Annotated in this window: 19 protein-coding genes; 12 read left to right on the top strand and 7 right to left on the bottom strand. The window is 37.5% G+C overall.

Going from position 1 to position 24,077, the window contains the following annotated elements; translation table 11 throughout:
• Positions 1–21 precede the first annotated feature (21 nt).
• The 6 genes from bamA to lpxB are packed head-to-tail and all read left to right on the top strand — an operon-like array spanning position 22 to position 6,911.
• The gene (gene bamA / locus AC0QT1_RS03915; protein WP_473201684.1) at positions 22–2,418 is read left to right on the top strand and encodes an outer membrane protein assembly factor BamA; all 2,397 of its coding nucleotides are present in this window, start codon (positions 22–24) and stop codon (positions 2,416–2,418) included.
• Between the two features lie 53 nt (positions 2,419–2,471).
• Positions 2,472–3,518, top strand: a complete 1,047-nt coding sequence (gene lpxD, locus AC0QT1_RS03920; protein ID WP_473200936.1) for a UDP-3-O-(3-hydroxymyristoyl)glucosamine N-acyltransferase — start codon at positions 2,472–2,474, stop codon at positions 3,516–3,518.
• Position 3,519: 1 nt separating this feature from the next.
• Complete coding sequence (gene fabZ, locus AC0QT1_RS03925; RefSeq protein WP_473200937.1) at positions 3,520–3,987, top strand: 3-hydroxyacyl-ACP dehydratase FabZ; 468 nt, start codon at positions 3,520–3,522, stop codon at positions 3,985–3,987.
• Between the two features lie 23 nt (positions 3,988–4,010).
• On the top strand, positions 4,011–4,805 hold the full coding sequence (gene lpxA / locus AC0QT1_RS03930) for an acyl-ACP--UDP-N-acetylglucosamine O-acyltransferase (RefSeq protein WP_473200938.1): 795 nt from the start codon (positions 4,011–4,013) through the stop codon (positions 4,803–4,805).
• Between the two features lie 32 nt (positions 4,806–4,837).
• A complete protein-coding gene (locus AC0QT1_RS03935; protein ID WP_473201685.1) occupies positions 4,838–5,710 on the top strand; it encodes an LpxI family protein in 873 nt (290 codons plus the stop codon).
• A complete protein-coding gene (lpxB, locus tag AC0QT1_RS03940; protein ID WP_473201686.1) occupies positions 5,703–6,911 on the top strand; it encodes a lipid-A-disaccharide synthase in 1,209 nt (402 codons plus the stop codon). The genes AC0QT1_RS03935 and lpxB overlap by 8 nt, the downstream gene beginning before the upstream one ends.
• A gap of 8 nt (positions 6,912–6,919) precedes the next feature.
• On the opposite strand, the gene AC0QT1_RS03945 is transcribed toward lpxB, so the two are convergent.
• From AC0QT1_RS03945 to gltX, 7 genes are all read right to left on the bottom strand, one after another.
• Complete coding sequence (locus AC0QT1_RS03945) at positions 6,920–7,693, bottom strand: amino acid ABC transporter ATP-binding protein (RefSeq protein ID WP_473200941.1); 774 nt, start codon at positions 7,691–7,693, stop codon at positions 6,920–6,922.
• A 73-nt stretch (positions 7,694–7,766) separates the two neighbouring features.
• On the bottom strand, positions 7,767–8,474 hold the full coding sequence (locus AC0QT1_RS03950; RefSeq protein ID WP_473201687.1) for an ABC transporter permease: 708 nt from the start codon (positions 8,472–8,474) through the stop codon (positions 7,767–7,769).
• On the bottom strand, positions 8,474–9,193 hold the full coding sequence (locus AC0QT1_RS03955) for an ABC transporter permease (protein WP_473200943.1): 720 nt from the start codon (positions 9,191–9,193) through the stop codon (positions 8,474–8,476). The genes AC0QT1_RS03950 and AC0QT1_RS03955 overlap by 1 nt, the downstream gene beginning before the upstream one ends.
• A 56-nt stretch (positions 9,194–9,249) precedes the next feature.
• Positions 9,250–10,002, bottom strand: coding sequence for a transporter substrate-binding domain-containing protein (locus AC0QT1_RS03960; protein WP_473200944.1), 753 nt, complete (start codon positions 10,000–10,002; stop codon positions 9,250–9,252).
• Positions 10,003–10,420: 418 nt separating this feature from the next.
• The gene (locus AC0QT1_RS03965; protein WP_473201688.1) at positions 10,421–11,173 is read right to left on the bottom strand and encodes a transporter substrate-binding domain-containing protein; all 753 of its coding nucleotides are present in this window, start codon (positions 11,171–11,173) and stop codon (positions 10,421–10,423) included.
• A gap of 881 nt (positions 11,174–12,054) precedes the next feature.
• The gene (gene gltA / locus AC0QT1_RS03970; RefSeq protein ID WP_473201689.1) at positions 12,055–13,350 is read right to left on the bottom strand and encodes a citrate synthase; all 1,296 of its coding nucleotides are present in this window, start codon (positions 13,348–13,350) and stop codon (positions 12,055–12,057) included.
• Between the two features lie 246 nt (positions 13,351–13,596).
• A complete protein-coding gene (gltX, locus tag AC0QT1_RS03975) occupies positions 13,597–15,024 on the bottom strand; it encodes a glutamate--tRNA ligase (protein WP_473200947.1) in 1,428 nt (475 codons plus the stop codon).
• Between the two features lie 116 nt (positions 15,025–15,140).
• Between gltX and AC0QT1_RS03980 the strand changes: the two genes are divergently transcribed.
• The 6 genes from AC0QT1_RS03980 (at position 15,141) to AC0QT1_RS04005 (ending at position 24,074) form a co-directional block, all read left to right on the top strand.
• Positions 15,141–17,447 carry a ComEC/Rec2 family competence protein gene (locus tag AC0QT1_RS03980; protein WP_473201690.1) on the top strand — a complete coding sequence of 769 codons (2,307 nt, stop codon included), beginning with the start codon at positions 15,141–15,143 and terminating at the stop codon, positions 17,445–17,447.
• A gap of 409 nt (positions 17,448–17,856) precedes the next feature.
• Positions 17,857–18,561, top strand: coding sequence for a ribose-5-phosphate isomerase RpiA (gene rpiA, locus AC0QT1_RS03985; RefSeq protein ID WP_473201691.1), 705 nt, complete (start codon positions 17,857–17,859; stop codon positions 18,559–18,561).
• Positions 18,562–18,667: 106 nt separating this feature from the next.
• Positions 18,668–19,249 (top strand): DUF2059 domain-containing protein, encoded by a 582-nt coding sequence (locus AC0QT1_RS03990; RefSeq protein WP_473200950.1) that lies wholly within the window; start codon positions 18,668–18,670, stop codon positions 19,247–19,249.
• Between the two features lie 194 nt (positions 19,250–19,443).
• Positions 19,444–20,835, top strand: a complete 1,392-nt coding sequence (gene gor / locus AC0QT1_RS03995) for a glutathione-disulfide reductase (protein WP_473201692.1) — start codon at positions 19,444–19,446, stop codon at positions 20,833–20,835.
• A gap of 73 nt (positions 20,836–20,908) precedes the next feature.
• Positions 20,909–22,288, top strand: coding sequence for a class II 3-deoxy-7-phosphoheptulonate synthase (locus AC0QT1_RS04000; protein WP_473201693.1), 1,380 nt, complete (start codon positions 20,909–20,911; stop codon positions 22,286–22,288).
• 124 nt (positions 22,289–22,412) lie between these two features.
• Positions 22,413–24,074, top strand: a complete 1,662-nt coding sequence (locus AC0QT1_RS04005) for an NAD+ synthase (protein WP_473200953.1) — start codon at positions 22,413–22,415, stop codon at positions 24,072–24,074.
• The last annotated feature ends 3 nt before the right edge of the window (positions 24,075–24,077 follow it).

Here is a 24,077-nt window from a genome sequence, read left to right on the forward strand (position 1 = left end):
AGAGTAAGGTAAAAAGAGCCAATGACTACAAATTCAAAGTTTTTAAATGCAGTATCTTTATTGGTATTAGGTATGGGAGTAATTGCTCCAACGACAGCCTTTTTGTCGATTGCAGTGGTTGGAGAAGCGCAAGCATCTGTGGTCCACTCTATTGAGGTTCGTGGGAATAAATTTGTAAGTGCTCAGGCAGTTCGAGATAATATGGACATTAAAATTGGACAGAGTTTTTCCAGTGGTGATGTCGATGCTGCTGTAAAACGTCTTTTTGGATTAGGCTTATTTTATGAAGTTAAAATGAATCAGGCTGGTAACAAGCTGATCGTGTTTGTCAAAGAATATGAAGTGGTCAACCAAGTGCTGTTTCAGGGCAATAAATCTCTTAAAGATCCTGATCTTAAGCGATTTATTTCTTTAAAACCAAATGAGCCCTTTAATTCCGCTAAGCTTTCAGCTGATGTTAATACGATTCGTGAAGCTTATAAAACGGTTGGTCGTAATAATGTCGCTGTAAGAGTGCAGACTATTAACTTGGGAAAAGGGCGCGTAAATGTAGTATTTAATATTACTGAAGGGCGGAAGACAAAGATTAGTGATATCGTTTTTAAGGGAAATCATGCGTTTGGAAGCCGCCGTTTGCGAGATGTAATTTCAACAAAATCTTCAAGCATGTTTTCATTGTTGTTGGGGGGTGATGTTTATAGTGAAGAGCGTTTAGCCGCTGATGAAGAAGCTTTACGTCGCTTTTATTATAATCGTGGTTATGCGGATTTTCGTGTTGTTTCCTCTAAAGCAACCTTTGATGAAACGAGTAATACCTACAAAATTTATTTTGTTCTTGATGAGGGTGTTCGTTATAAAATTAGTGATATTCAGGTTGAAAGTGATGTTGATGGGATTGACGTTCAATCTGTAAAAGGGATTCTTAAAACGCGACCAGGTGATATTTATAGTGCAGAGGACATCGAACAGTCTGTTGCACTTATCAATAATAAGGTAGCTGATTCGGGCTATGCTTTTGCTAAAGTTGAACCACGAGGAAATCGTAATTTAGCAAATCATACAATTTCGATTTTATATAACATTGAACAAGGTCCGCGTGCTTATATTCAGCGTATTGAAGTCCGCGGCAATGAAAAGACCCGTGATTATGTCATTCGCCGTGAGATTGATTTAAATGAAGGGGATGCTTACAATCAAACTCTAGTGCAGCGAGCAAAACGTCGCCTAGAGAGTCTAGGTTTTTTCAAAGCTGTTAATATTTCAATGGTTCCAACGGATCAATCTGATCAGGTTACCTTAGTTATAGATGTAGTTGAGGCTTCAACAGGAGACCTTTCTTTGTCTGGAGGATATACAACAGGTGGTACAAGCCCTGGTATGTCACTTGAAGTGTCTGTTACCGAACGTAATCTTGGAGGACGAGGCCAATATGTTCGTTTAGGCTTAGGTGCTGGGCAAGAAAAATCTCGTAATTACAATCTGTCATTTGTTGATCCTTATTTTTTAGGTTATCGTTTATCTGCAGGTGTTGATATTTTTCGCACTACTTATCGTGCTGATAAAGCATATGATGTACGACAAACAGGTGGATCTCTTCGGTTTGCGTTGCCTATTAATGATCAATTATCTGCTAATTTAGCTTATTCTTATGTGCAAGAAGAATATGATTTTGGTAAAAAATATGATTTAAACAAAGAATCTGACATAAGGGAATTATACGGAAAATATTCTGGTGCAATTGTTCAAGCTGCAAAACACAGCCCTTGGAAGCGTTCATCTATTAGTTATGGTTTGACCTATAATACTATTGACGATATGAAAAATCCACATGATGGGTGGTATGTCCGTGTTCTTCAAGAATATGCGGGGCTTGGTGGAAGTGCAAAGTTCTTGAAGACAACTGGTAAAGCAATGATGTATAAGACGCTTTCTGAACAGATGGATCTCGTTGGTTTGCTTTCTTTCGGGGGTGGATATATTCACGGAATAGGTAAAGGTGGTGTTCGTATCTTCGATATGTTTAAAATAAATACTGATATGATCCGAGGATTTAAATATAATGGAATAGGTCCTCGTCAGGTTTCTAGTAAAGGCGAAGTTTATTTCTTAGGCGGAACAACATATATGAATGCAACTGCTGAGGTGCAATTTCCTATACCTGTTGTTCCTGAAGGTTTAGGATTGCGCGGTGCTCTATTCGCGGATATTGCAACACTTTATGGAAATAATTATCAACCTGTTTTTCAGGGTGAGCCTCCTGTTACACATACTAAAAGTGCTTGGCGTTCGTCTGCTGGTTTAAGTTTGATGTGGGATTCGCCATTTGGTCCGCTACGTTTTGATTATGCTTGGCCAATAACAAAGCAGGAAGGTGATCGTCTACAGAAATTAAATTTTGGTATTTCTACGAAGTTCTGATTTGAATTTTTTTTAGAGAAAAAATGGGTTAGGCTGGGAGAGAAATTGTTTTGATGGCGGATACATTTTTCTTTACGCCGTCTCGGCGTTTGACCGTTGCTGATGTTGCAAAGTTGACAGGAGCTAAGCTTCTGAATCCAGAATTTTCTGACAAAGTTATCAGTGCTCTTTCTTCACTTGAGAGCGCTGCAGAGGGTTCTCTTGTATTTGTAGAGCATAGGAAGTTTTCTGATGCTCTAGTAGGGAGTTCTGCTGTTGCCGTTTTTTGTACGAATGAAATTGCCTTGAAGGTTCCTGAATCTATGGCGATTTTGGTAACATCCACGCCAAAACGTGATTTTGCTCAGATTGGTCGCATCTTATTTCCTGATTCTGTTAAACCAAAACCTTGGTTTGGGGAGCGAGAAATTTCACCACATGCATATATTCATCCAACTGCTAAATTGGCGCATGAAGTATGTGTTGAAGCAGGGGCTGTTATTGGTCGAAATGTTGAGATTGGTGCAGGCACTCTTATTTCATCTACTGCTGTAATCGGTGAAAATTGTCGTATTGGGGGTGATTGTTATATTGCTCCTAAGGTAACAATTCAATGTTCTTTAATAGGTGATAGGGTTCAAATTTATCCTGGTGTTTGCATTGGGCAAGATGGTTTTGGGTATGTTGGTGGTGTTTCTGGAATTGAAAAGATTCCACAGCTTGGCCGTGTTATTATCAAAGATGATGTAGAGATTGGTGCGAATACAGCGATTGATCGGGGAACACTTGAGGACACCATTATTGGTGAAGGGAGCAAGATCGACAATCTTGTACAGATTGCTCACAATGTAAAGATTGGACGATATTGCCTTATTGCTGGGCAATGCGGAATTGCTGGAAGTACATCAATAGGTGACATGTCTCAACTTGGTGGGAGCGTCGGGGTAGCAGATCATATCGTAATAGGCAAATATGTTCAGATTGCTGCTCGTAGTGGAGTTATGAATGACATTCCGGATGGAGAAAAATGGGGAGGAAGTCCAGCACGGCCACTTAAGCAGTGGTTCCGTGAAGTGGCGGCGTTGCGTAGTATTGGTAAAGTTAAAAAGGAGAAACGCTAATATGACCAACACCGACGAAATTAAAAATTTAGAGTCTATAGATATTGAAAAATTGCTATCAATATTACCGCATCGTTATCCATTTTTATTGATTGATCGCATAATTGAAATTGATGGTGAGCAAGAAGCTATTGGTATTAAAAATATAACGATTAATGAGCCCCATTTTATGGGACATTTTCCTGCAAAACCGGTTATGCCTGGGGTCTTGATTCTAGAGGCTATGGCTCAAACAGCTGGGGCAATTTCACTTTTACAATTAGGGAATAAGCAAACAAATTTAGTTTATCTTATGACTGTTGATAACGCGAAATTCCGTAAGCCGGTTGTTCCTGGTGATCAGCTAAAGATTTATGTTCATCTTTTGAAAAAGAGGTCTGGTATGCGGCGTTTTTCGTGTGTTGCAAAAGTAGAGGATGTCTGCGTTGCTGAAGCGGAAATTGCTGCGATGATTATCGAAAAAGCATAAATAAGATCGATGGGAATATAAAAATGTCCGGTACAAAAATCCATTCAACTGCTCTTGTAGAGAAAGGAGCACAGCTTGGTGAGAATGTACAAGTTGGACCATTTTGTCATATTAGTTCAGAGGCTGTTATAGGCGATGGATGCAGCTTGATGAGTCATGTTGTAGTAATAGGGAATACAACCTTAGGAGCTAATAGTAAAGTGTTTGCACATGCAGTTTTAGGGGCAGATCCGCAAAATAATAAACATAAGGGAGGTCATACAAAGCTTTCTATTGGCAAAAATTGTACGATTCGTGAAGGCGTAACAATGCATAGAGGCTCTGATTCGAGTGTGGGCATGACAATTGTTGGTGATAATTGCCAGTTTTTTTGTTATGCGCATATTGCTCACGATTGTCATGTAGGGGACCATGTAACATTTGCAAATAATGCCATGATCGCTGGTCATGTTACTGTTGGTGATTATGTTATTATTGGTGGTGGTGCCGCTGTTCATCAATTTGTTCGTATTGGGCATCACGCATTCATTGGTGGTGTCTCTGCACTGGTTGGCGATTTAATTCCCTATGGGACAGCTGTTGGTGTACAGGCAAAACTTGTTGGTTTAAATATTATTGGCATGAAACGTGCAGGGCTTGAGCGTAAAGATATTCATGCACTCCGTCACGCGTTTGTCATGCTTTTTGATCGCAGTAAACCTTTCAAAGAGCGTGTGAGCGATGTTGCTTCTGTCTATTCGACTTCTCAATCTGTTGTTGATGTCGTTAATTTTATTAAGGAAAAAGGAAAGCGATTCTATTGTACACCAAAATTTTAAGGTGATGAACTAAAAGAAAATAGGAATTAAACATGACTGATTCTCATGCAAGAAGTTTTCTTTCCGGTCGTACTGCTATTATAGCAGGAAATGGCATTTTACCTATCACTGTTGCTCAGGCTCTTGAGAAAGATGGACAAAACCCTTTTCTCGTACTTTTACGTGATGAGGCGGATACCGCACTTTATCGCTATGAGCATTGTGAGTTATCAATTGTAGAGTTAGCCCGACTCATTAAAATCTTGAAAGCAGCGAAAATTCGTAATATTGTTTTAGCAGGTGGTGTAAAGAAACGCCCACTTCTTAAACAGTTGCAGCTCGATTGGACAACCCTTTTAGCTTTACCTAAGGTATTCGTGGCTTTAACGAGAGGTGATGATACTTTATTGAAGGCTTTTATACGGATTATTGAAGGGTATGGTTTTTGTGTACTTGGTGCCCACGAGATAGTACCAGACCTCTTGGCTCCAATGCAATTTGATCTAACAGTGCGACATGCTTCTCTAAAAGAAAGAAGAGATATTTTATTGGCAGCTGAAGCAGCGAAGCTTTTAGGTCGATTAGATATTGGGCAAGCAGCTGTAGCTGTCAATGGAAGAGTGGTTGCGGTAGAAGGAGCGGAGGGGACTGATAATATGCTGTGGCGAGTTTGTGAAATGCGAGAAAGACAGCAAATACCGCCTAAAGGTGGTGTTCTTGTTAAATGTGCAAAACCACAACAAGATCATCGTGTTGATTTGCCATCAATTGGACCTATGACGGTAGTGAATGCTGCAAAAGGTGGATTATCTGGCATTGCTGTGGAAGCGAATAGAAGCCTAATATTAGCAGCAAAGGAAACGATAGAAAAAGCTGACAAACACTCACTTTTCATAGAAACTTTTGTGAGGTCTGATCATGAGTGATAATAATTTCTTAAAAATTGCTGTTGTTGCAGGTGAGGAATCTGGTGATTTTCTTGGGGCAGATTTGATTTCTTGTTTATCACAACAGACAGGGTGCACCATTCAGTTGATTGGTGTTGGTGGAAGGCATTTAAAGGAATTAGGTTTAGACAGTTTTTTTGATTCTCATGATATCGCGTTAGTAGGTTTAGGTGCAGTATTGAAAAAATTGCCTTCATTACTGATGCATATTCGTAATTTGTCTAAATTTATCGCACAAGAGCAACCTGATTGTCTCATTATTATTGATAGTCCTGATTTTACCCATCGCGTTGCAAAAAAGGTGCGTATTTTAGCACCTTCTATTCCTATTATTAAATACGTTGCACCAACTGTTTGGGCATGGCGTCCAGAGCGTGCTAAAGCTATGCGCAAATTTGTTGATCATGTTTTAGCAATTTTTCCTTTTGAAGAAAAAATTATGAGGGACTTGGAAGGTCCTGATACTACTTATGTTGGTCATCGTCTTTTAACGCACCCTCCACTTTTGACTGTTCAATCAGAAAAAAGGCGCCTATCAGAAAAAACACACTTGTCTGGTGAACAAGCATCATCGCCTACACTAGTTATCCTACCAGGATCACGCAATTCAGAAATTCGTTCTTTAATGCCGATTTTTCGAGAAACAGTAGAAATTCTTGTACAACGTAACCCTCATTTGCGTATTATTTTGCCAACTTTGCCACATTTAGTGGATAGAATTCGTGATTTTGTAGAAGGCTGGAAAAGTAAAGTAGAAATTGTTGTTAGTGAAGATGAAAAATGGCGTGCTTTTGCACAAGCAGATGCTGCACTTGCGTCACATGGTACGGTTTCACTCGAATTAACATTAGCAAAAGTTCCTATGGTTCTTTGCTATAAACTTGATTTTTTTTCTAAATTATTCATTTTTCCCAAAATAACGTTATGGACAGGCGCTCTTCCCAATATTATTTCTGATCAACCTATTGTTCCAGAATATTTTAATGAATTTTTACGTCCTGGCGTATTAGCAAGGCAGATAGAACGGCTTTTGTATAACCCTTTAGTGAGACAGGCACAACTCGACGCATTTGAGATGGTAGAACAAAAAATGAAAATTGAGTTACCACCGGGAGTTATTGGTGCGCAGACAATCATCACTCTTCTAAAAGAAAGAGCTAAAATTGTATCAACCAAATAATATTAATATTAGTGTTTAATTTTAGAAAGAAAATCATAAGCACGTTGGCTTTTAGGATTGGTAAAAAATTCGTTAGATGCTGTATCTTCAATAATTTTTCCATTTTCTAAAAAGAGTATTCTTTCTGAGACTTCACGTGCGAAGCCCATTTCGTGGGTAACACAGAGCATAGTTATACCTGTATTTGCCAATTGAACCATAACTTCTAAAACCTCTCCAACACTTTCTGGATCAAGAGCCGATGTTGGCTCATCAAAAAGCATTACTTCAGGTTCCATACAAAGTGCACGGGCAATTGCAACACGCTGTTGTTGCCCGCCAGAGAGTTGTAAAGGGTACTTTTCACAGTGTTGTTCAATGCCAACATTAGTAAGATAACGAATTGCTCGTTCTTTTGCTTGTTTTTTAGAAAGTCCTTGAACTGCCATAGGTGCTAAAATACAATTTTGTATAACGCTCATATGAGGAAACAAATTAAAATTTTGAAAGACCATTCCTATTTTACGGAGAACATTTTTTTGCTGGTATAGAGGGGCAGCATGAATATCAATGTTATGGATGCAAATTGAACCTTTTTGTGCCTTTTCCAATTGATTAATACAACGAATCAAAGTTGACTTTCCTGATCCGGAAGGCCCACAGATAACGATGCGTTCGCCAGTTTTTACCTCGAAGTTAATATCATAGAGTACTTGAAAATTTCCGTACCATTTATTTAAATTCCGAATAGAAATTACAGAATTTTGAGTAGTATGATCAGATTTATTCTTTTCAAAATTCATCTTGTGGTATTCTTTCATTAGCAAATTGATTAGTTTAACATTTTGATTTTATAGAGGTTTTCGTGCACTTTATTTACCGTAAATATCGGGTTAAACGATGTTCGATAAAAACAATAAAACGATGAATAAGTTCAACGATAAGAAGATAGATAAGTGCAGCCCAAACATAAATTTGAAAATCGAATGTACGTGAATAAGTTAGTTTGGCAATTCCCATTAAATCATAAACAGTAATGAGTGAAGCAATAGCACTAGATTTAATCATTAAAATAACTTCATTTCCCAAAGGGCGTAATGCTACGATCATGGCTTGTGGAAGAATAACTCTAAAAAATGTTACCGAACTGCTTAATCCTAAAGCTTTTGATGCTTCACGTTGTCCAGTTGTTACAGAGAGAAAACTTCCTTTAAAGATTTCAGATTGATAGGCAGCAGAATTGAGTGAAAAAACGAAAAGACAACAATACCACGCATTTTGAAAGAACCACCATAAACCAACCTGTTGCCAGAAGTTATTCATTGAACCAAGGCCGTAATAAAAGAGGAACAGTTGGGCTAATAAAGGAGATCCGCGGAAAAAATAGACATAAATCTCTCCAAGGTATCGTAAAAACTTATTATTTGACAAACGTAAAAATGCGATAAGCATACCAAGAAAAAAACCAATGGAGCAAGCAATAAAAACAAGCTCAAAAGTAACAATAAAGCCATCAATAAATTTTGGACCATAACGGTTCAAAAGAGTAGGATTAAAAAGGAAATGAAGCCATTCAGGAATCATCAGCTCAATACCTTTCGATATCCTGCTTGAGTGTATATTTCAAAACAGCGCAGGAGTGTAGAAAACAACGCTGAAAATAATAAATAGAGTAAACATGCAACAAGATAAAACAACATAGGTTTATCGGTGGCTGCAACTGCTAAATTTGTTTGTCGCATGAGATCAACAAGGGAAATGGTTGACACGAGCGATGTATCTTTGAGTAAAGTAAGCCAATTATTAGAAAGTCCTGGCAAAGCATTTCGGATGAGCTGAGGAAAGACAATACGAAAAAACGTGGTCGAGTTCGAAAGTCCTAAAGCTTTAGCCGCTTCATATTGTCCTTTATCAAAAATGTTGAACGCTCCAAGCCAAACCTCACAAGAAAAGGCTGCAAGAACCATACTGAGAGCGAGAACGCCAGCGACAAAAGCGTTAATACTAAACATGATTTCAATATTAAAATAATCAAGGATGATTTGAATACTATTTTGCAATCCATAGTATACTAAAAATAAGGTTAAAAGTTCTGGTAAACCACGAAATACTGATGAAAAGAGAGTTGCTATAGCTTTAGCGATTTTAATATTAGAACGAATCATCAATGCATTGAGAAGTCCTAGAGGAAGCCCTAAGAGCCCGCAGCATAAAGCCAATGATAAAGTCATGCCTGCGCTAGAAAGTATGACCACCCCCCATCCCCCATTGCTAAATGATAGCAATGTTAAATTTTCAATCATGTTTACACTCCTCACAAAGAGTTAGACAGTTTTTTTAACTTTAGTCCAACTGATATTTAATAAATATCATCTGTAAAATATTTTTTCATAATTTTTTCATAAGTTCCATCCAAATGGATTTCTTTGATCGCCTTATTAAATTTGTTTTTAAGATCCTTGTTATTTTTACGGAGTGCAATTGCAATAGGAAATTTTATTTCTTCCAGAGTTCCTAGAAGTTGGCAGCAATCTTTTCCTTCATTTTTGAGCCAGTTTGATGCTTGTAATTTATCAGCGATAACGATATCAAGCCGACGGCTTAAAAGATCACGATTCACTTCGATTGTTGTAGGATAGAGCTTAATATTTGCTCCTTCAGAGGCATAATGATCTTCTGCATATGCAGCTTGTGTTGTATTTGATTGTACACCAAGATTTTTACCTTTAAAGGCTTCAGCTGAGATCTTTTTAATTTCTGAATCTTTGTTAACAATGACAGCCAATTCTGTGGTATAATAGGGATCTGTAAAATCAATCTTTTGTAAGCGTTCTGGTGTGAGAGCAAGGGAAGCAACAATAGCGTCGTATTTTTTTGCAAGAAGCCCAGGAATCATTCCTTCAAAATCTTGAGTATTAATAATGCATTCAATGTTCATTTTTTCACAAAGCGCGTGAGATATATCAACATCAAAACCCTGAAGTTTGTTATTTGAATCAATGTAGCTAAATGGAGGGTAGGAACCTTCACTTGCAATTTTCAGCGTCTGAGTATTGGCAGAGTGACTGAACAATGTCGCGCTTATTATAAGAACTATTGTTAATAATTTCATTCTGTTCTCCTATTGGATAAGCGAGCTAATATGAGAGTGGCATAAGTTTTTTATAGTCTGTAAGTTCTTTTGGTAGCAATGAAAAATGTGTGAATGTTTATTTTGATATCATAACGATAAACATCTTTTCATTAATACAGCTATGCTAAATGTAGCAGCAAAATAGCTCTCTCATTGTTCATATTACATTCTTTTCATGAGATGGTTTATCTTTACTATTTTATTCACAAGAACCAAAAATTTAGCTTTACAAAAGACTATTCAATTGAAGATCGAAGCATATTTTAGATATCAGGAAGCTAAAAATAAATCATTGAACTTATAAAAAGCTTAGATATCGAGAAACATACAAGAATTAATCTTTTGATAAATGTGAATTTGTTTAGAGATAAACAATTCATTTAATTTCAGTTGATCTTTAATAAAGATCAACTGTAAAATGTTTTTTTATAATTTTTTCATAAGTCCCATCCAAACGAATTTCTTTGATCGCCTTATTAAACTTGTTTTTAAGATCATTATTATTTTGACGCAGTGCAATTGCAATGGGAAATTTCGCTTCTTCCAGAGTTCCTAGAAGCTGGCAACAATCTTTTCCTTCATTTTCAAGCCAGCTTAGAGCTTGTATTTTATCAACGATAACGATATCAACTCGACGGCTCAAGAGATCACGATTGACTTCTATTATTGTAGGATAGAGCTTAATATTTGCTCCTTCAGAGGCATAATGATCTTCTGCATAAGCAGCTTGTGTTGTATTGGATTGCACACCAATATTTTTGCCTTTAAAGGCTTCAGATGAGATCTCTTTAATTTCTGAGTCTTTGCTAACAACTACAGCCAATGCTGTGTGATAATAGGGATCTGTAAAGTCAATTATTTGTAAGCGCTCTTGTGTAGGAGCAAGGGAAGAGATAATAGCGTCATATTTTTTTGCAAGGAGACCGGGAATCATACCTTCGAAATTTTGAGTGATGAGAGTGCACTCAACATTCATTTTTTTACAAAGCGCATAAGATATATCAATATCAAAACCTTGCAACTTATTATTTGAGTCAATGTAACTAAATGGAGGATAAGAAGCATCACTGGCAATTTTCAACGTTTGAGTATTGGCAGAGTGGGTGAACAGTGTTGCGCTTATTATAAGAGCTATAGTTAATAATTTCATTCTGTTCTCCTATTGGATAAGCGGAAAAATGTGAAAAGATCATAAATTTTTATAATCTGTAAGCTCTTTTTGAGCAATTTAAAAATTTATGAGTCTTTTATTTTTCTATCATTCTAATCGATATCATTATCAAAATTATTTATTTCTAAATTGTATAATTTAACTTTGAAGAAAAATTATTCAATTTCGATATTAAAGAAACTTTTAGCTATTAGCAGAAAAAGTAAAATGTTAAATATTCTTGTCATCATTGGTATTGTAAAATTCTTAGATACTTCGAAAGATCTATAGAAATTGATTTTTTGAGAAGCTGAATATTTTTCTTGTAAAAAAGCGCATTACTAACAAATAATGAGAAGCATTCACGAGGCGGTGATCATTACACAATAATGCTTCTTGCAGCATTTCATTGGGAAAGTGTTTTTTGGCTTAAGCAGGTTTTATGAGCATGTTTCATTTTTTGCAAATTTTCTGAAGAGACGTAAAAAATGTTTGGCGTGTAGTTACCAAGAGTGTTTTGGTAGTTTTGTTAAAGTACTGTTTTTAGCGGAAGCTAGCAAAATTCTTAATGTTTTTAAGTTTAATACGCGACAATTCTGATAAATCTATCTAGGGTATGATGGGAAATACGCCTAATTGAGCAGAACAAGAAACATACGTTGAAGTTTTCTGTTTCTTTTTTCTAAATTTTAAAAAGCATTATAAATTTTCTTGATTTATTGAAAAATGTCAGGAGAAAATTTTCTGTATAATTCCTATAGGTGATATCTTTAAAAAGAGTTTCAAACTCAAAGTTTGTAAATGCACTTTTAGATTGTAGCGTTTGATTACCTACAATAAAGCTCCAGTAAATTGGAGCTTTATTGATTGGGTTATTGTGTTTAATTCATACGTTCATCTATAGAGATATATTCACGCATGGTATAACCTGTATAGAGCTGACGAGGACGACCAATCTTTTGTGCTGGATCCTCAATCATTTCTTTCCATTGAGCAACCCAACCAACACTCCGTGCTAATGCAAAAAGAACAGTAAACATTTCGGTTGGAAACCCTAGAGCTTTTAATGTAATACCAGAATAGAAATCAACATTTGGATAAAGCTTTTTCTCAACAAAATACTCATCATTTAAGGCAATTTTTTCAAGCTCTATAGCGATATCAAGCAGCGGATCATCTTGAATATTCAGTTCTTTTAAAACTTCATGGCAAGTTTTTTGCATGATTTTTGCCCGTGGATCATAATTTTTATAGACACGATGACCAAATCCCATCAGTCGGAAAGGATCATTTCTATCTTTGGCACGCGCAATAAATTCAGGAATTCTTTTAACGTCCCCTATTTCTTGTAGCATTTTCAGACATGCTTCATTAGCTCCTCCATGCGCTGGTCCCCAAAGACAAGCAACACCTGCAGCAATGCATGCAAACGGATTAGCGCCGGATGATCCTGCAAGGCGTACAGTGGATGTAGAAGCATTTTGTTCATGATCTGCATGAAGGATAAAGATTCGATCCATTGCTCGAGTAAGCACGGGATTGGTTTTGTATTCTTCACAAGGGACAGAAAAACACATACGGAGGAAATTCGCAGCGTAACTAAGATCATTACGCGGATAAACAAAAGCTTGTCCAATACTGTATTTATAGGCCATTGCAGCAAGAGTTGGAACCTTTGAGATGAGACGAACAGAGGCAATCATTCTTTGTTGAGGGTCTGTAATATCAATAGAATCGTGATAGAATGCAGACATAGCTCCAAGGCATGCAACCATGACAGCCATAGGATGCGAGTCGCGACGAAATCCGTGAAAGAACCGCGCAAACTGTTCGTGCACCATCGTGTGTTGCATAATACAGCGATCAAAGTCATTTTTTTCTTGTTTTGTTGGAAGTTCACCATAAAGTAAAAGATAACAGCTTTCGAGAAAGTCTCCTTTTTCAGCCAGTTGATCGATAGGGTAACCGCGATAAAGCAGTACTCCTTTGTCACCATCAATATAAGTGATTTTTGATTCACAAGAAGCCGTTGAGGTAAAACCAGGATCATATGTAAAAGTTCCAGCTTGTTTATAGAGAGATGCAATCTCAATGACATCAGGACCAAGAGTACCTTTACGCATTGGAAATTCTATTTTTTTATTATCTATTGTAATGTGTGCTGTATTCTCAGACATTAGATATTCCTTTCAGATCCCTCGCTCCTAAAATTAAGTTTTCGCTATCACTAGATAGGGAGGTATATAATTGAAATTCCTCCTCTCTTTCATTGAAAAGTAGATTTACTCTAAAAGTTGGTTCATGCAATCTAAAAAATATTTTTTTTGCAATTTTAGTAGATACATATTCCAATAATTTGAGAAAGAAGATGATTTTTAGTTCTCGTGGAAACATTATATGCAAATGCTCATTGGGTTAATAAATTATGTATATGTTGTTGCAAGTTGGTCATTGATGCGATTGAGAGACTCGTCTCGCCCTAATAGAATAAGAACATCAAAAACACCAGGCGATGTTGTGCGTCCTGTGAGAGCTGCTCGAACTGGTTGGGCAATAGACCCAAATTTGAGATCTTGTGTTTGTGCATAAGAACGAAGGGCTTTATCTAGCGTTTCTATGTCCCAAGAGGAGCATGCTTTCAGGACAAGGTAAATACCGTTTAAAATGGCTTGACTCTTTTTATCTAGGATTGTTTGCGCTTTTTCATCGAGCTGTAATGGCCGTTGTGCAAAAATGAATGAGGCATTGTCAATGAGCTCGCACAGGGTTTTCGAACGTTCTTTCAAATTTGGTATAGCTGTTAAAAATTGTGCACGGAGTTGTTCATCAAGTCTTTCCATTATTTGTAAGCCACCTTCAATTTCTGGTAAAATACTAAGAGCAGCGTTAAAAAGGTCTTGGTCATTGCTCGTGCGTATATAGTGTCCATTAATAGCATCGAGCTTTTTGAAGTCAAAACGTGCAGCACCTTTATTAATATCATCAATATCAAACCAAGAAATCATTTCTTCGATTGACATGAGTTCATCATCACCATGACTCCAACCGAGACGGACGAGATAATTACGCAAAGCGGCAGGAAGATACCCCATTGATCGATAGGCATCGACACCTAATGCACCATGCCGCTTTGAGAGTTTTGCACCATTTTCACCATGAATAAGTGGAATATGTGCCATAACAGGAATATTCCATCCCATTGCATTAAAAATAATTGCTTGGCGAGCTGCGTTTGTGAGGTGATCATCTCCACGGATGATATGTGTTACGCCCATATCATGATCGTCAACAACAACGGCGTGCATATAGGTAGGCGAGCCATCGGAACGCAAAATGATAAAATCATCCAGATCTTTATTAGGGAAGTGAACATCACCTTGAACACGGTCGTGTACAATTGTTTCTCCATCTTGGGGTGTTTTGATACGAATAACAGGTTTTATATCTTTAGGAGCTTGAGAGATATCACGATCTCGCCAACGTCCATCATAACGTGGTGGGCGACCTTCTGCACGGGCATTTTCACGCATTTCAGCTAATTCTTCAGGAGAAGCATAACAATAATAAGCTTTTCCCTCTTTTACCAATTGTTCAGCGATTTGGCGATGGCGTTCTGCGCGTTCAAATTGTGAAATAGGGACACCGTCATAGTTCAGTTCCATCCAGTGCAAGCTCTCTATAATGGCTTTCACAGCTGCTTCTGTTGAGCGTTCTCGATCGGTATCTTCAATTCGTAGAAGCATTTTGCCACCAGTATGTTTTGCATAAAGCCAATTAAACAGAGCAGTACGAGCACCTCCGATATGCAGGAAGCCTGTTGGTGAGGGGGCAAAGCGGGTAATAACGGACACGGATATCTTCCTTTAAAATTAAGATGTTATTTATAGAACTTTATGGAAAGATTATGTTAGCATAGGTGAGAGGGTGTGCAATAGCAGCATTGCAAGTTAAAGTGGGAAATTTGCAGATGTTTAAGCAAAATAAAGTTAAGAATGCTTTATCCATAAGCGGCGGGATAAAAAGAAAAAGAGTGAATCTTCCATGGAAAGATGCTTTTTCTTTCCTTTATCTTTCTGATGCAAATAGCAACAGCTGTAACCAACAAAGGATTTTTTTATTAACACCTTTGAAAGAAGCAATAACTTTTTTAGGGAAGTGGTTTGTAGATTGCATAAACAAAGAAATCTCTTTAGGAATCCTTTTTTCGCTAATATTGATCTTTTTTTCCATAGGTATCCTTTTTTATTTTAGTTTAGAGCAAGAGCCAAGTTGGGGGCAATTTGGTGTGCTGATGAGTATTTTGCTTGGAATGCTCTATCTTTTTCGTGTTTATCGGAGAATATGGATTACCACGGGATTTATGTTTTGTATTGTCTTAGGAGCTTTCGCTGCAAAAATAGAGACGTGGCGTCTGTCTACACCAATGTTGAGCAGCGAAATTGTCACCACGTTAACAGGAAGAATTGTTTCTATTGAGTCAAAGCAAAAAGGGCAATCTCATTTGGTTTTAGATGTTTTGAAGACTAAAAAACCAGTCTTACACCATGTTCCTTATCGTGTTCGTTTGTTAGCACGGCATTTACCATATAGATTGGCAATAGGCGATGGACTCTATGGGAGAGTTAAACTCCGTGCATTATCTGGACCGGTACGTCCAGGAAGCTATGATTTTAGTTTTCATAATTACTTTAAAGGAATTGGAGCCCAGGGAATTTACTTAGGAAGGCCAATAAAAATATCGGTTTCACAGCCCAATAGGATATTAGATATATTCCTACAAAAAATTGAAAATTTACGGACCAACATGACACAAAGAATCCGTATGGCAATTGAGCGAGAAAAGGGCAGTGTTGCAGCTGCTCTTATAACAGGACAGCGAGGTGGTATTTCAAATGAGACAAATGAAGCATTACGTACGGCTGGATTAGCACACATTTTATCAATATCAGGTTTGCATATGACTTTATTAAGTGGCATAGTTCTCGTAATCATCCGTAGTTTTTTGGCACTTTTTCCAGTATTTTCATCTTATTATTCCGCTAAAAAATTTGCAGCTATTGCTGCATTAATGATGACAGCTTTTTATTTGTTCCTCTCTGGAATGGCTGTATCAGCACAGAGAAGTTTTGTGATGATTGCTGTTATGTTGGTTGCTGTTTTATGTAATCGTTCTGCCGTAACAATGCGCAATTTTGCTATTGCCGGTTTGATAACTTTGGCTGTTAAGCCGCATGAAATATTAGGTCCAAGCTTTCAAATGTCCTTTTCTGCAACTGCAGCTTTGATTGCATTTTTTGATTGGTGGAGTGGAAAATCATTTTTCCGTAAAAGAAAAATAACACCATCTTATGTTGGAGGTGGAGTGATTCATTTTACATTTTTATCGATACTTTCAATTTGTGCATCTTCTTTTGTAGCGGGAACAGCGAGCGGAATTTACGCTGCTTATCATTTTTCCAATATTGCGTTTTTTAGTATTATCAGCAACGCTTTAGCTTTGCCGATCGTATCAATTCTTATCATACCTTTTGGATTAATAGCCGTCCTTGCAATGTTTTGGGATCTTGAATGGTTACCGCTTCAAATTATGGGGTTTGGTGTTGATCTTGTGATAAAAATTGCTCACGCTATAAAGGACATTTCTCCTGATTTAAATCCTGGATTTATGCCATTATCTGCATTGGTTTTATTGAGCATAGGTTTGGTTGGGCTGATTTTTTGTAAAACATTCATCAGGTTCTTTTTTAGCCTTTTTATTTTAGCTGGTCTTTATGTGTGCTTGATGCATTCACCGGTACAACTGATTATAGCCGACAATATGAGGCTTGTAGGTGTTCTCCATGAAAAGGAATTATATATCGATCGTTACCATAGTTCTAAGTTCACGACGTCTATATGGGAAAAATCATTTCGTATAAATGAGACCATTAAACCAACAAAATATGGTCCTTCGTTTAAGGGGCAGTTCATTTGTGATAATGATATGTGTGCATCTTTATTAGAAAATGGTTTTAAAGTGATTGTGTTGCGTGGTGTAACAGATCGATGTGTAGGGGCAGATATCATAATTACGGCATTTGCAAGAGATAATCAGGCATGCAATAAGAAAGCAAAAATAATATTTACCCCTCAACATTTTTTGTCACGAGGGAGTATGATGATGAACAAAAATGGCGATATTATTTGGTCTTCGAAGGGATTTCATAGACCGTGGAATACGCACAGACAATATTCACAAAAATTGTATAATCACCACATCTCCCTTCTTCTTTAGTCTGGGAACAAGAATAGAAAAAGATAGATACATTTATGATGATACTTTGTTATTTTTGTTATAAAGTTATCAGTTTCATCAGAACAAACCAATAAGTTACGGTTTTTCAAAAAAGCAGCCAACCTTTTTAATATCTGGACAATTTATAATTTTCCAGAAGTATGTACTATATCTTATCAACAATTGTAAGCTCAGTTAAAATGCTTATTGATGGTAAAAAATGTCAATAAATTTTATCGGAGATATAAAATTGTTAATGTCTCTATTTTATAGTCATCGTATATTTTATAACAATTAACACTTTTTTACCTAAAATGGCGCATAAATTTATAGCAGATTGATGCAATAGGCTCCTTTTTTATCGATCTGTAATAAATGTTATTGTTTGATACAAAGGTCAAAGTAATTCATGGATGTTCAGCAGTTAAAAAAAATGGCAGCGGCTAAAGCGCTTGAATTTGTTAAAGATGATATGCGGCTTGGTATAGGCTCTGGTTCGACTGTAAATGAATTTATTCGCCTCCTTGGAGAGCGTGTTGCCGGTGGTTTGCGTGTGACTGGTGTTGCTACCTCACTGTATTCTGAGCAGCTCTGTCGTAAGTTTGGGGTTCCAGTTGCTACGTTGGAACAAATACCTGAACTTGATCTTGATATTGATGGAGCAGATGAAATTGGACCAGAGATGTCTCTCATTAAAGGAGGAGGAGGGGCATTGTTGCGTGAAAAAATTGTAGCGTCTGCATCGCGTACGATGATTATTATTGCTGATGAAACAAAAATAGTAAAAACGCTTGGTGCCTTTGCATTGCCTATTGAAGTCAACCCATTTGGTATACATGTGACACATAGAGCTGTCGAAAAAGTAGCTAATGATTTGGGGCTTTCTGGAGAAATTGTTCTACGAATGAATGGAGAAAACCCTTTTGAAACAGATGGGGGGCATTTCATTCTTGATGCATTTTGGGGACATATTTTGCAGCCCAAATTATTATCGAATGCACTCCTTGCAATTCCTGGTGTTATCGAGCATGGTCTTTTCTTAGGGCTAGCTTCACGTGCAATTGTAGCAATGGCTGATGGTCAAATAAAAGTTTTAGAATCCTTTAATTTTTAGAGAAAACGGTTTAGATGTCGGTATGCTAGCACAATAAAAAGAGTGTTGAAGGTTTTGAATAAAATAACGAATTTGAATTATAATTAATTATCGGGGTAATCATTAAATGAAAACAATATTTTCTTTTCAGCGTTTTGTCGTATATTTCGGTGCGGTTGCCGTTTTTGTTATGAGTATTGGAATGGTTTATGCACAAGGTGTGAGTGAACAGCATTTAGATTCGGCTAGAAAGGCTATAAGTGCTATTCGCGCAACGGATCAATTTGATAATTTTTTACCGAATGCGGCACATGATCTCAAAAATGAACTCATCAGCGATGATCCTAATTTAGCAACTGCTATTTCTGATATTGTAGACAAGCAAGCGCTTGCTTTGGCTAAACGGCGCTCTGATTTAGAAAAAGAGATTGCTCACGTATATGCAAAATATTTTACTCAACAAGAACTTGATGCCATTACAGCATTTTATAGTTCGGATACTGGTAAAAAGTTTTTAACAGAAGTTCCAAATATTGCGCGTGATGCTTATTCTACATTTGATACATGGCGTTCTTCTCTTATGCAGGATCTTATAAAAAATGTAAAAAAAGAGATGTCTGAAACACTGAATTTGAACAATTCCATTACGCCTACGAAGTCAAATACTTCTACGCCTATGAAATCAAACACTTCAGAAAATCAAAAATAATTTGATTGATTTCATTCCAATGAATGTGTGATTTTTGTGTTAAAAAAGCGGCGGTTTTCCGCCGTTTTTAATAAAAGGAACGTTTTGCAGGGAGTTGCTTTATAGAAAAAAGAGTGCTTGAAAATAAAAAAGACTTTTGTTTGATAATAAATGACCATACTCTATTATTTTAGGCGTGTGAAAAGGACTAATTCGTGGGATCTTTTGACTTTGATTTATTTGTTATTGGAAGTGGTTCTGGTGGAGTGCGTGCTGCACGCCTTGCCGGAGGACTTGGTAAACGTGTCGCTATAGCAGAAGAATATCGTATAGGAGGAACGTGCGTTATTCGTGGTTGTGTTCCCAAGAAATTATATGTTTATGCTTCACAATATGCAAAAGAGTTCAGTAAAAGCGTTGGTTTTGGATGGGAATATGCTGACCCAGTTTTTAGCTGGAAAAAATTAGTTGCGGCTAAAAATAAAGAAATATCAAGATTAGAAGGGCTTTATCGCAAGGGATTACAAAACAATAATGTTCATATTTATGAAAGCCGTGCGGTTTTTGTGGATGATCATACATTAGAGCTCTCTGCAACAGGTGAGCGGGTTAGAGCGGAAAAAATTTTAATCGCAACAGGGGCAAAAGTTGCGTCAAACACTGCAATAAAAGGTGGTGATTTTTGTCTTACTTCGAATGAAATTTTTGATCTTGAAGAACTTCCAAAGTCGATAGTCATTGTTGGTGGTGGCTATATTGGTGTTGAATTTGCTAACATTTTTCATGAATTAGGTGTCAAAACAACGCTACTTCATCGTGGTGATTTAATCCTTCGTAATTTTGACTATGATTTGCGCCAGTTGCTTAATGATGCAATGATCGAAAAAGGAATTTCTCTTATTTATGGAGTAACAGTTTCTGAAGTCCAAGCGAGAGAGAATTGTTATGACGTTGTTCTATCAAATGGGCAAACGATCAGCACTGATCAGATTATGTTGGCTACAGGGCGTGTGCCAAATACAACGGGTTTAAGACTCGAGCGGGCAGGTGTTCAAGTAGATGGATTTGGAGCGGTTGTTGTTGATGAAAGAATGACAACAACTGTACCCCATATTTGGGCTGTTGGTGATGTAACAGGTCATGTTCAATTAACACCTGTTGCGATTCATGATGCGATGTGTTTTGTTAAGACGGCGTTTGAGAATACACCCACAATACCTGATTATGATTTAATCACGACAGCAGTTTTTTCACAGCCTGAGATTGGAACGATTGGTTTTTCAGAAGAAGAAGCACGCCATCGTTATAAGCATCTTGAGATTTATCGTACAGTTTTTTCTCCTATGCGCAATGTTCTTTCTGGAAGCTCAGAAAAAATGTTTATGAAGCTTATTGTCGATGGTGAAAGCCGGATTGTGGTGGGAGCTCATATTTTAGGAGAGAACGCTGGTGAGATGGCGCAGCTCATTGGCATATCCCTCAAGGGAAAGCTGACAAAAGATATCTTTGATGAAACAATGGCCGTGCATCCAACGATGGCAGAAGAGCTAGTAACGATGTATAAACCAAGTTATGTCTATAAAAATGGGGAAAAAGTAGAAAATTGAACAGCACATGTTAGGGTAATTAACAAAGTTTTTAAGACGACAAGCAGTGAGTTTAAGCTCTAGAGAGAGTATAATGATGAAAGAATGGGCACCTAACTCTTGGCGAGCAAGGCCAATTAAACAAGTACCGAATTATCCGGATCAATCTGTGTTAGTAGAAGTTGAACGAAAGCTACGCAGCTATCCTCCTTTGGTTTTTGCGGGTGAAGCGCGTGATTTAAAAAATGAATTAGCAGCTGTTGCACAAGGTCAAGCGTTTTTATTACAGGGTGGAGATTGTGCAGAAAGTTTTGCAGAACATGAAGCTGATAATATCCGTGATTTTTTTCGTGTATTTTTACAAATGGCAATTGTTTTGACTTTTGGCAGTTCTAAACCCGTTGTTAAAATAGGTCGTATTGCTGGACAATTTGCAAAACCACGCTCTTCTGATACGGAAAGCAAAGGAGGAGTTGAACTTCCTTCTTATCGGGGGGATATTATTAATGGCATCGAATTTGGAGCAGATTCTCGTGTTCCTGATCCACAACGAATGTCTATGGCTTATCGCCAATCTGCAGCAACACTGAATCTATTGCGTGCTTTTTCACAAGGGGGATATGCTGATTTAGAAAATGTTCATGCGTGGATGTTAAGTTTTGTTTCTAATAGTCCACAGGGTGCACGTTATGAGTTGTTGGCAGAGCGCATTTCGGAAGCAATTGATTTTATGCGTTCCATAGGAATTACATCTAAAACGAATTCTTCATTACGTGAAACATCTTTTTATACCAGCCATGAAGCACTTTTGCTTGGCTATGAAGAAGCTTTGACGCGAATTGATTCGACTTCTGGAGATTGGTATGCAACATCTGGCCATATGTTGTGGATTGGTGATCGTACACGCCAGATTGATTACGCACACGTTGAATATTGCCGCGGTATTAAAAATCCTATAGGATTGAAGTGTGGTCCTTCTCTTGAGCCTGATGCACTTTTGAGGTTGATTGATATTCTAAATCCTGAAAATGAACCGGGGCGATTGACGCTCATTACGCGTTTTGGTTATGATAAAATTGAGAGTTATCTCCCTAAATTGATTCATGCCGTTGAGCGTGAGCAGCGCAAGGTTATATGGTCATGTGATCCAATGCATGGCAATACGGTTACCGTAAATGGCTATAAAACACGTCCCTTTGATTATGTTTTAAAAGAAGTGGAAAAGTTTTTTTCTGTGCATTGTGGGGAAGGCACTTATCCAGGGGGAATTCATATAGAAATGACTGGTCGTGATGTTACAGAATGTACGGGTGGAGCACATGCTATTTCTGTAGAAAATTTGTCTGATCGCTATCATACGCAATGTGATCCACGCTTAAATGCAGATCAAGCATTGGAATTGGCTTTTCTTGTTGCTGAGCTTTTAAAAAAAAACCGTCGTACTGATTCATTCGCTCTTGCAGCAAATGGTTAGGCAAAAAGTTGCATAGTCTTTTTATGCTAGCTGTTTATGAGAGAGAATGTTTTTGGAAAAGGAATATTTTCGATAATGAAAGCAAAGTTATGCTTACCAAACTGATGAAATGATATAAAGGCTTATGAAAAATGATTTTCGGGTAGCAATTGCCCAATTAAATCCTGTCGTTGGTGATATTGAAGGAAATTTTGCTCTTGCTGTCATGGCGCATCAAAAGGCTAAGAAAGAGGGAGCAGATCTTGTTTTATTCACTGAGCTTTTTATAAGTGCTTATCCGCCAGAAGATCTTGTTCTTAAAACTGCTTTTATAAAAACATGTGAAGATGCTGTTGAGAAATTAGCAAAAATAACAGTAGGGGGTCCAGGAATTATAATTGGTCTTCCTCTCAGACGGAATAATAACATTTACAATGGTGTCATGCTTCTTGATAAAGGGCAGGTGATTGCTGAAAGCTACAAGTTTGATTTACCTAATTATGCTGAATTTGATGAAAAACGCCTATTTTCTTCCGGTCCACGCCCTGAGCCAATTATTTATCACGGGATAAGACTAGGAATAGTGATTTGTGAGGATATTTGGAATGATCCCTTCCTTTGTGCAGAGCTTGGTCATAAAGGAGCTGAGATCATCCTTGTCCTTAATGGATCTCCCTATTCTCGTAATAAAACACTAAAACGTATAGAAGTTGTTCGTGTGCAAGCTCTCCAATCTAGCTTGCCTGTTATTTACGCTAATCAAGTTGGTGGTCAAGATGAACTTGTTTTTGATGGAGGATCTTTTGCGTTAAATGGACAAGGTAAAATGGTTTTTCAAATGAAGCATTTTGAAAGCCATATTGCTTTAAGTCATTGGCAACGAACAACGACAGAATGGCAATGTATTTTTGGTCCAAATGAAAATCTTCTCAATGGGGTATCTGCTGATTATCAAGCCTGTGTTTTGGGTTTAGGAGATTATGTCAATAAAAACCGTTTTAAGGATGTTATTCTTGGTCTTTCGGGAGGAATTGATTCAGCTCTTTGTACGGCAATGGCAGTAGATGCTCTTGGCGCTGACAGGGTCCGTACCGTAATGATGCCCTATCATTATACTTCGCAAGAATCATTAAAAGATGCTAAGGAGTGTGCAGATCTTTTAGGATGTCATTATGAAATAGTACCGATTATGCAACCTGTTGAAGCTTTTTTGAACACGATGGCGCCTGTTTTTGCAGGGTTGCCGCCTGATGTGACAGAGGAAAATCTTCAGAGTCGTATGCGCGGCACTCTCTTGATGGCGCTTTCCAATAAATTTGGCTCCATGGTGGTAACAACAGGCAATAAGTCAGAAATGGCTGTGGGATATGCAACACTTTATGGTGATATGAATGGAGGGTTTAATCCTCTTAAAGATATTTATAAAATGCAGGTTTATGCATTAGCACAATGGCGCAATAAAAACCACTTGCAAAACTTGAAGGGACCAGAAGGAGTTGTCATTCCACTCAATATTATAGAAAAAGCACCTTCTGCAGAACTTCGGGAAAACCAAAAAGACGAAGATTCTCTTCCTCCATATCCTGTTTTGGATGATATCTTGCAATCTCTTGTAGAAAAGGACATGAGTGTTTGTGATATTGTAAAACGAGGGTATTTACGGGAAACAGTTGAAAAAATTGAACAGCTTCTTTATGGTGCAGAATACAAAAGACGACAATCGGCTCCCGGTGTAAAAATCAGTCACAAGAATTTCGGTCGTGATCGTCGTTATCCTATTGTCAATCGTTTTCGCGATACAAATTGAGTA

This window comes from Bartonella sp. P12B (genome assembly GCF_055796185.1).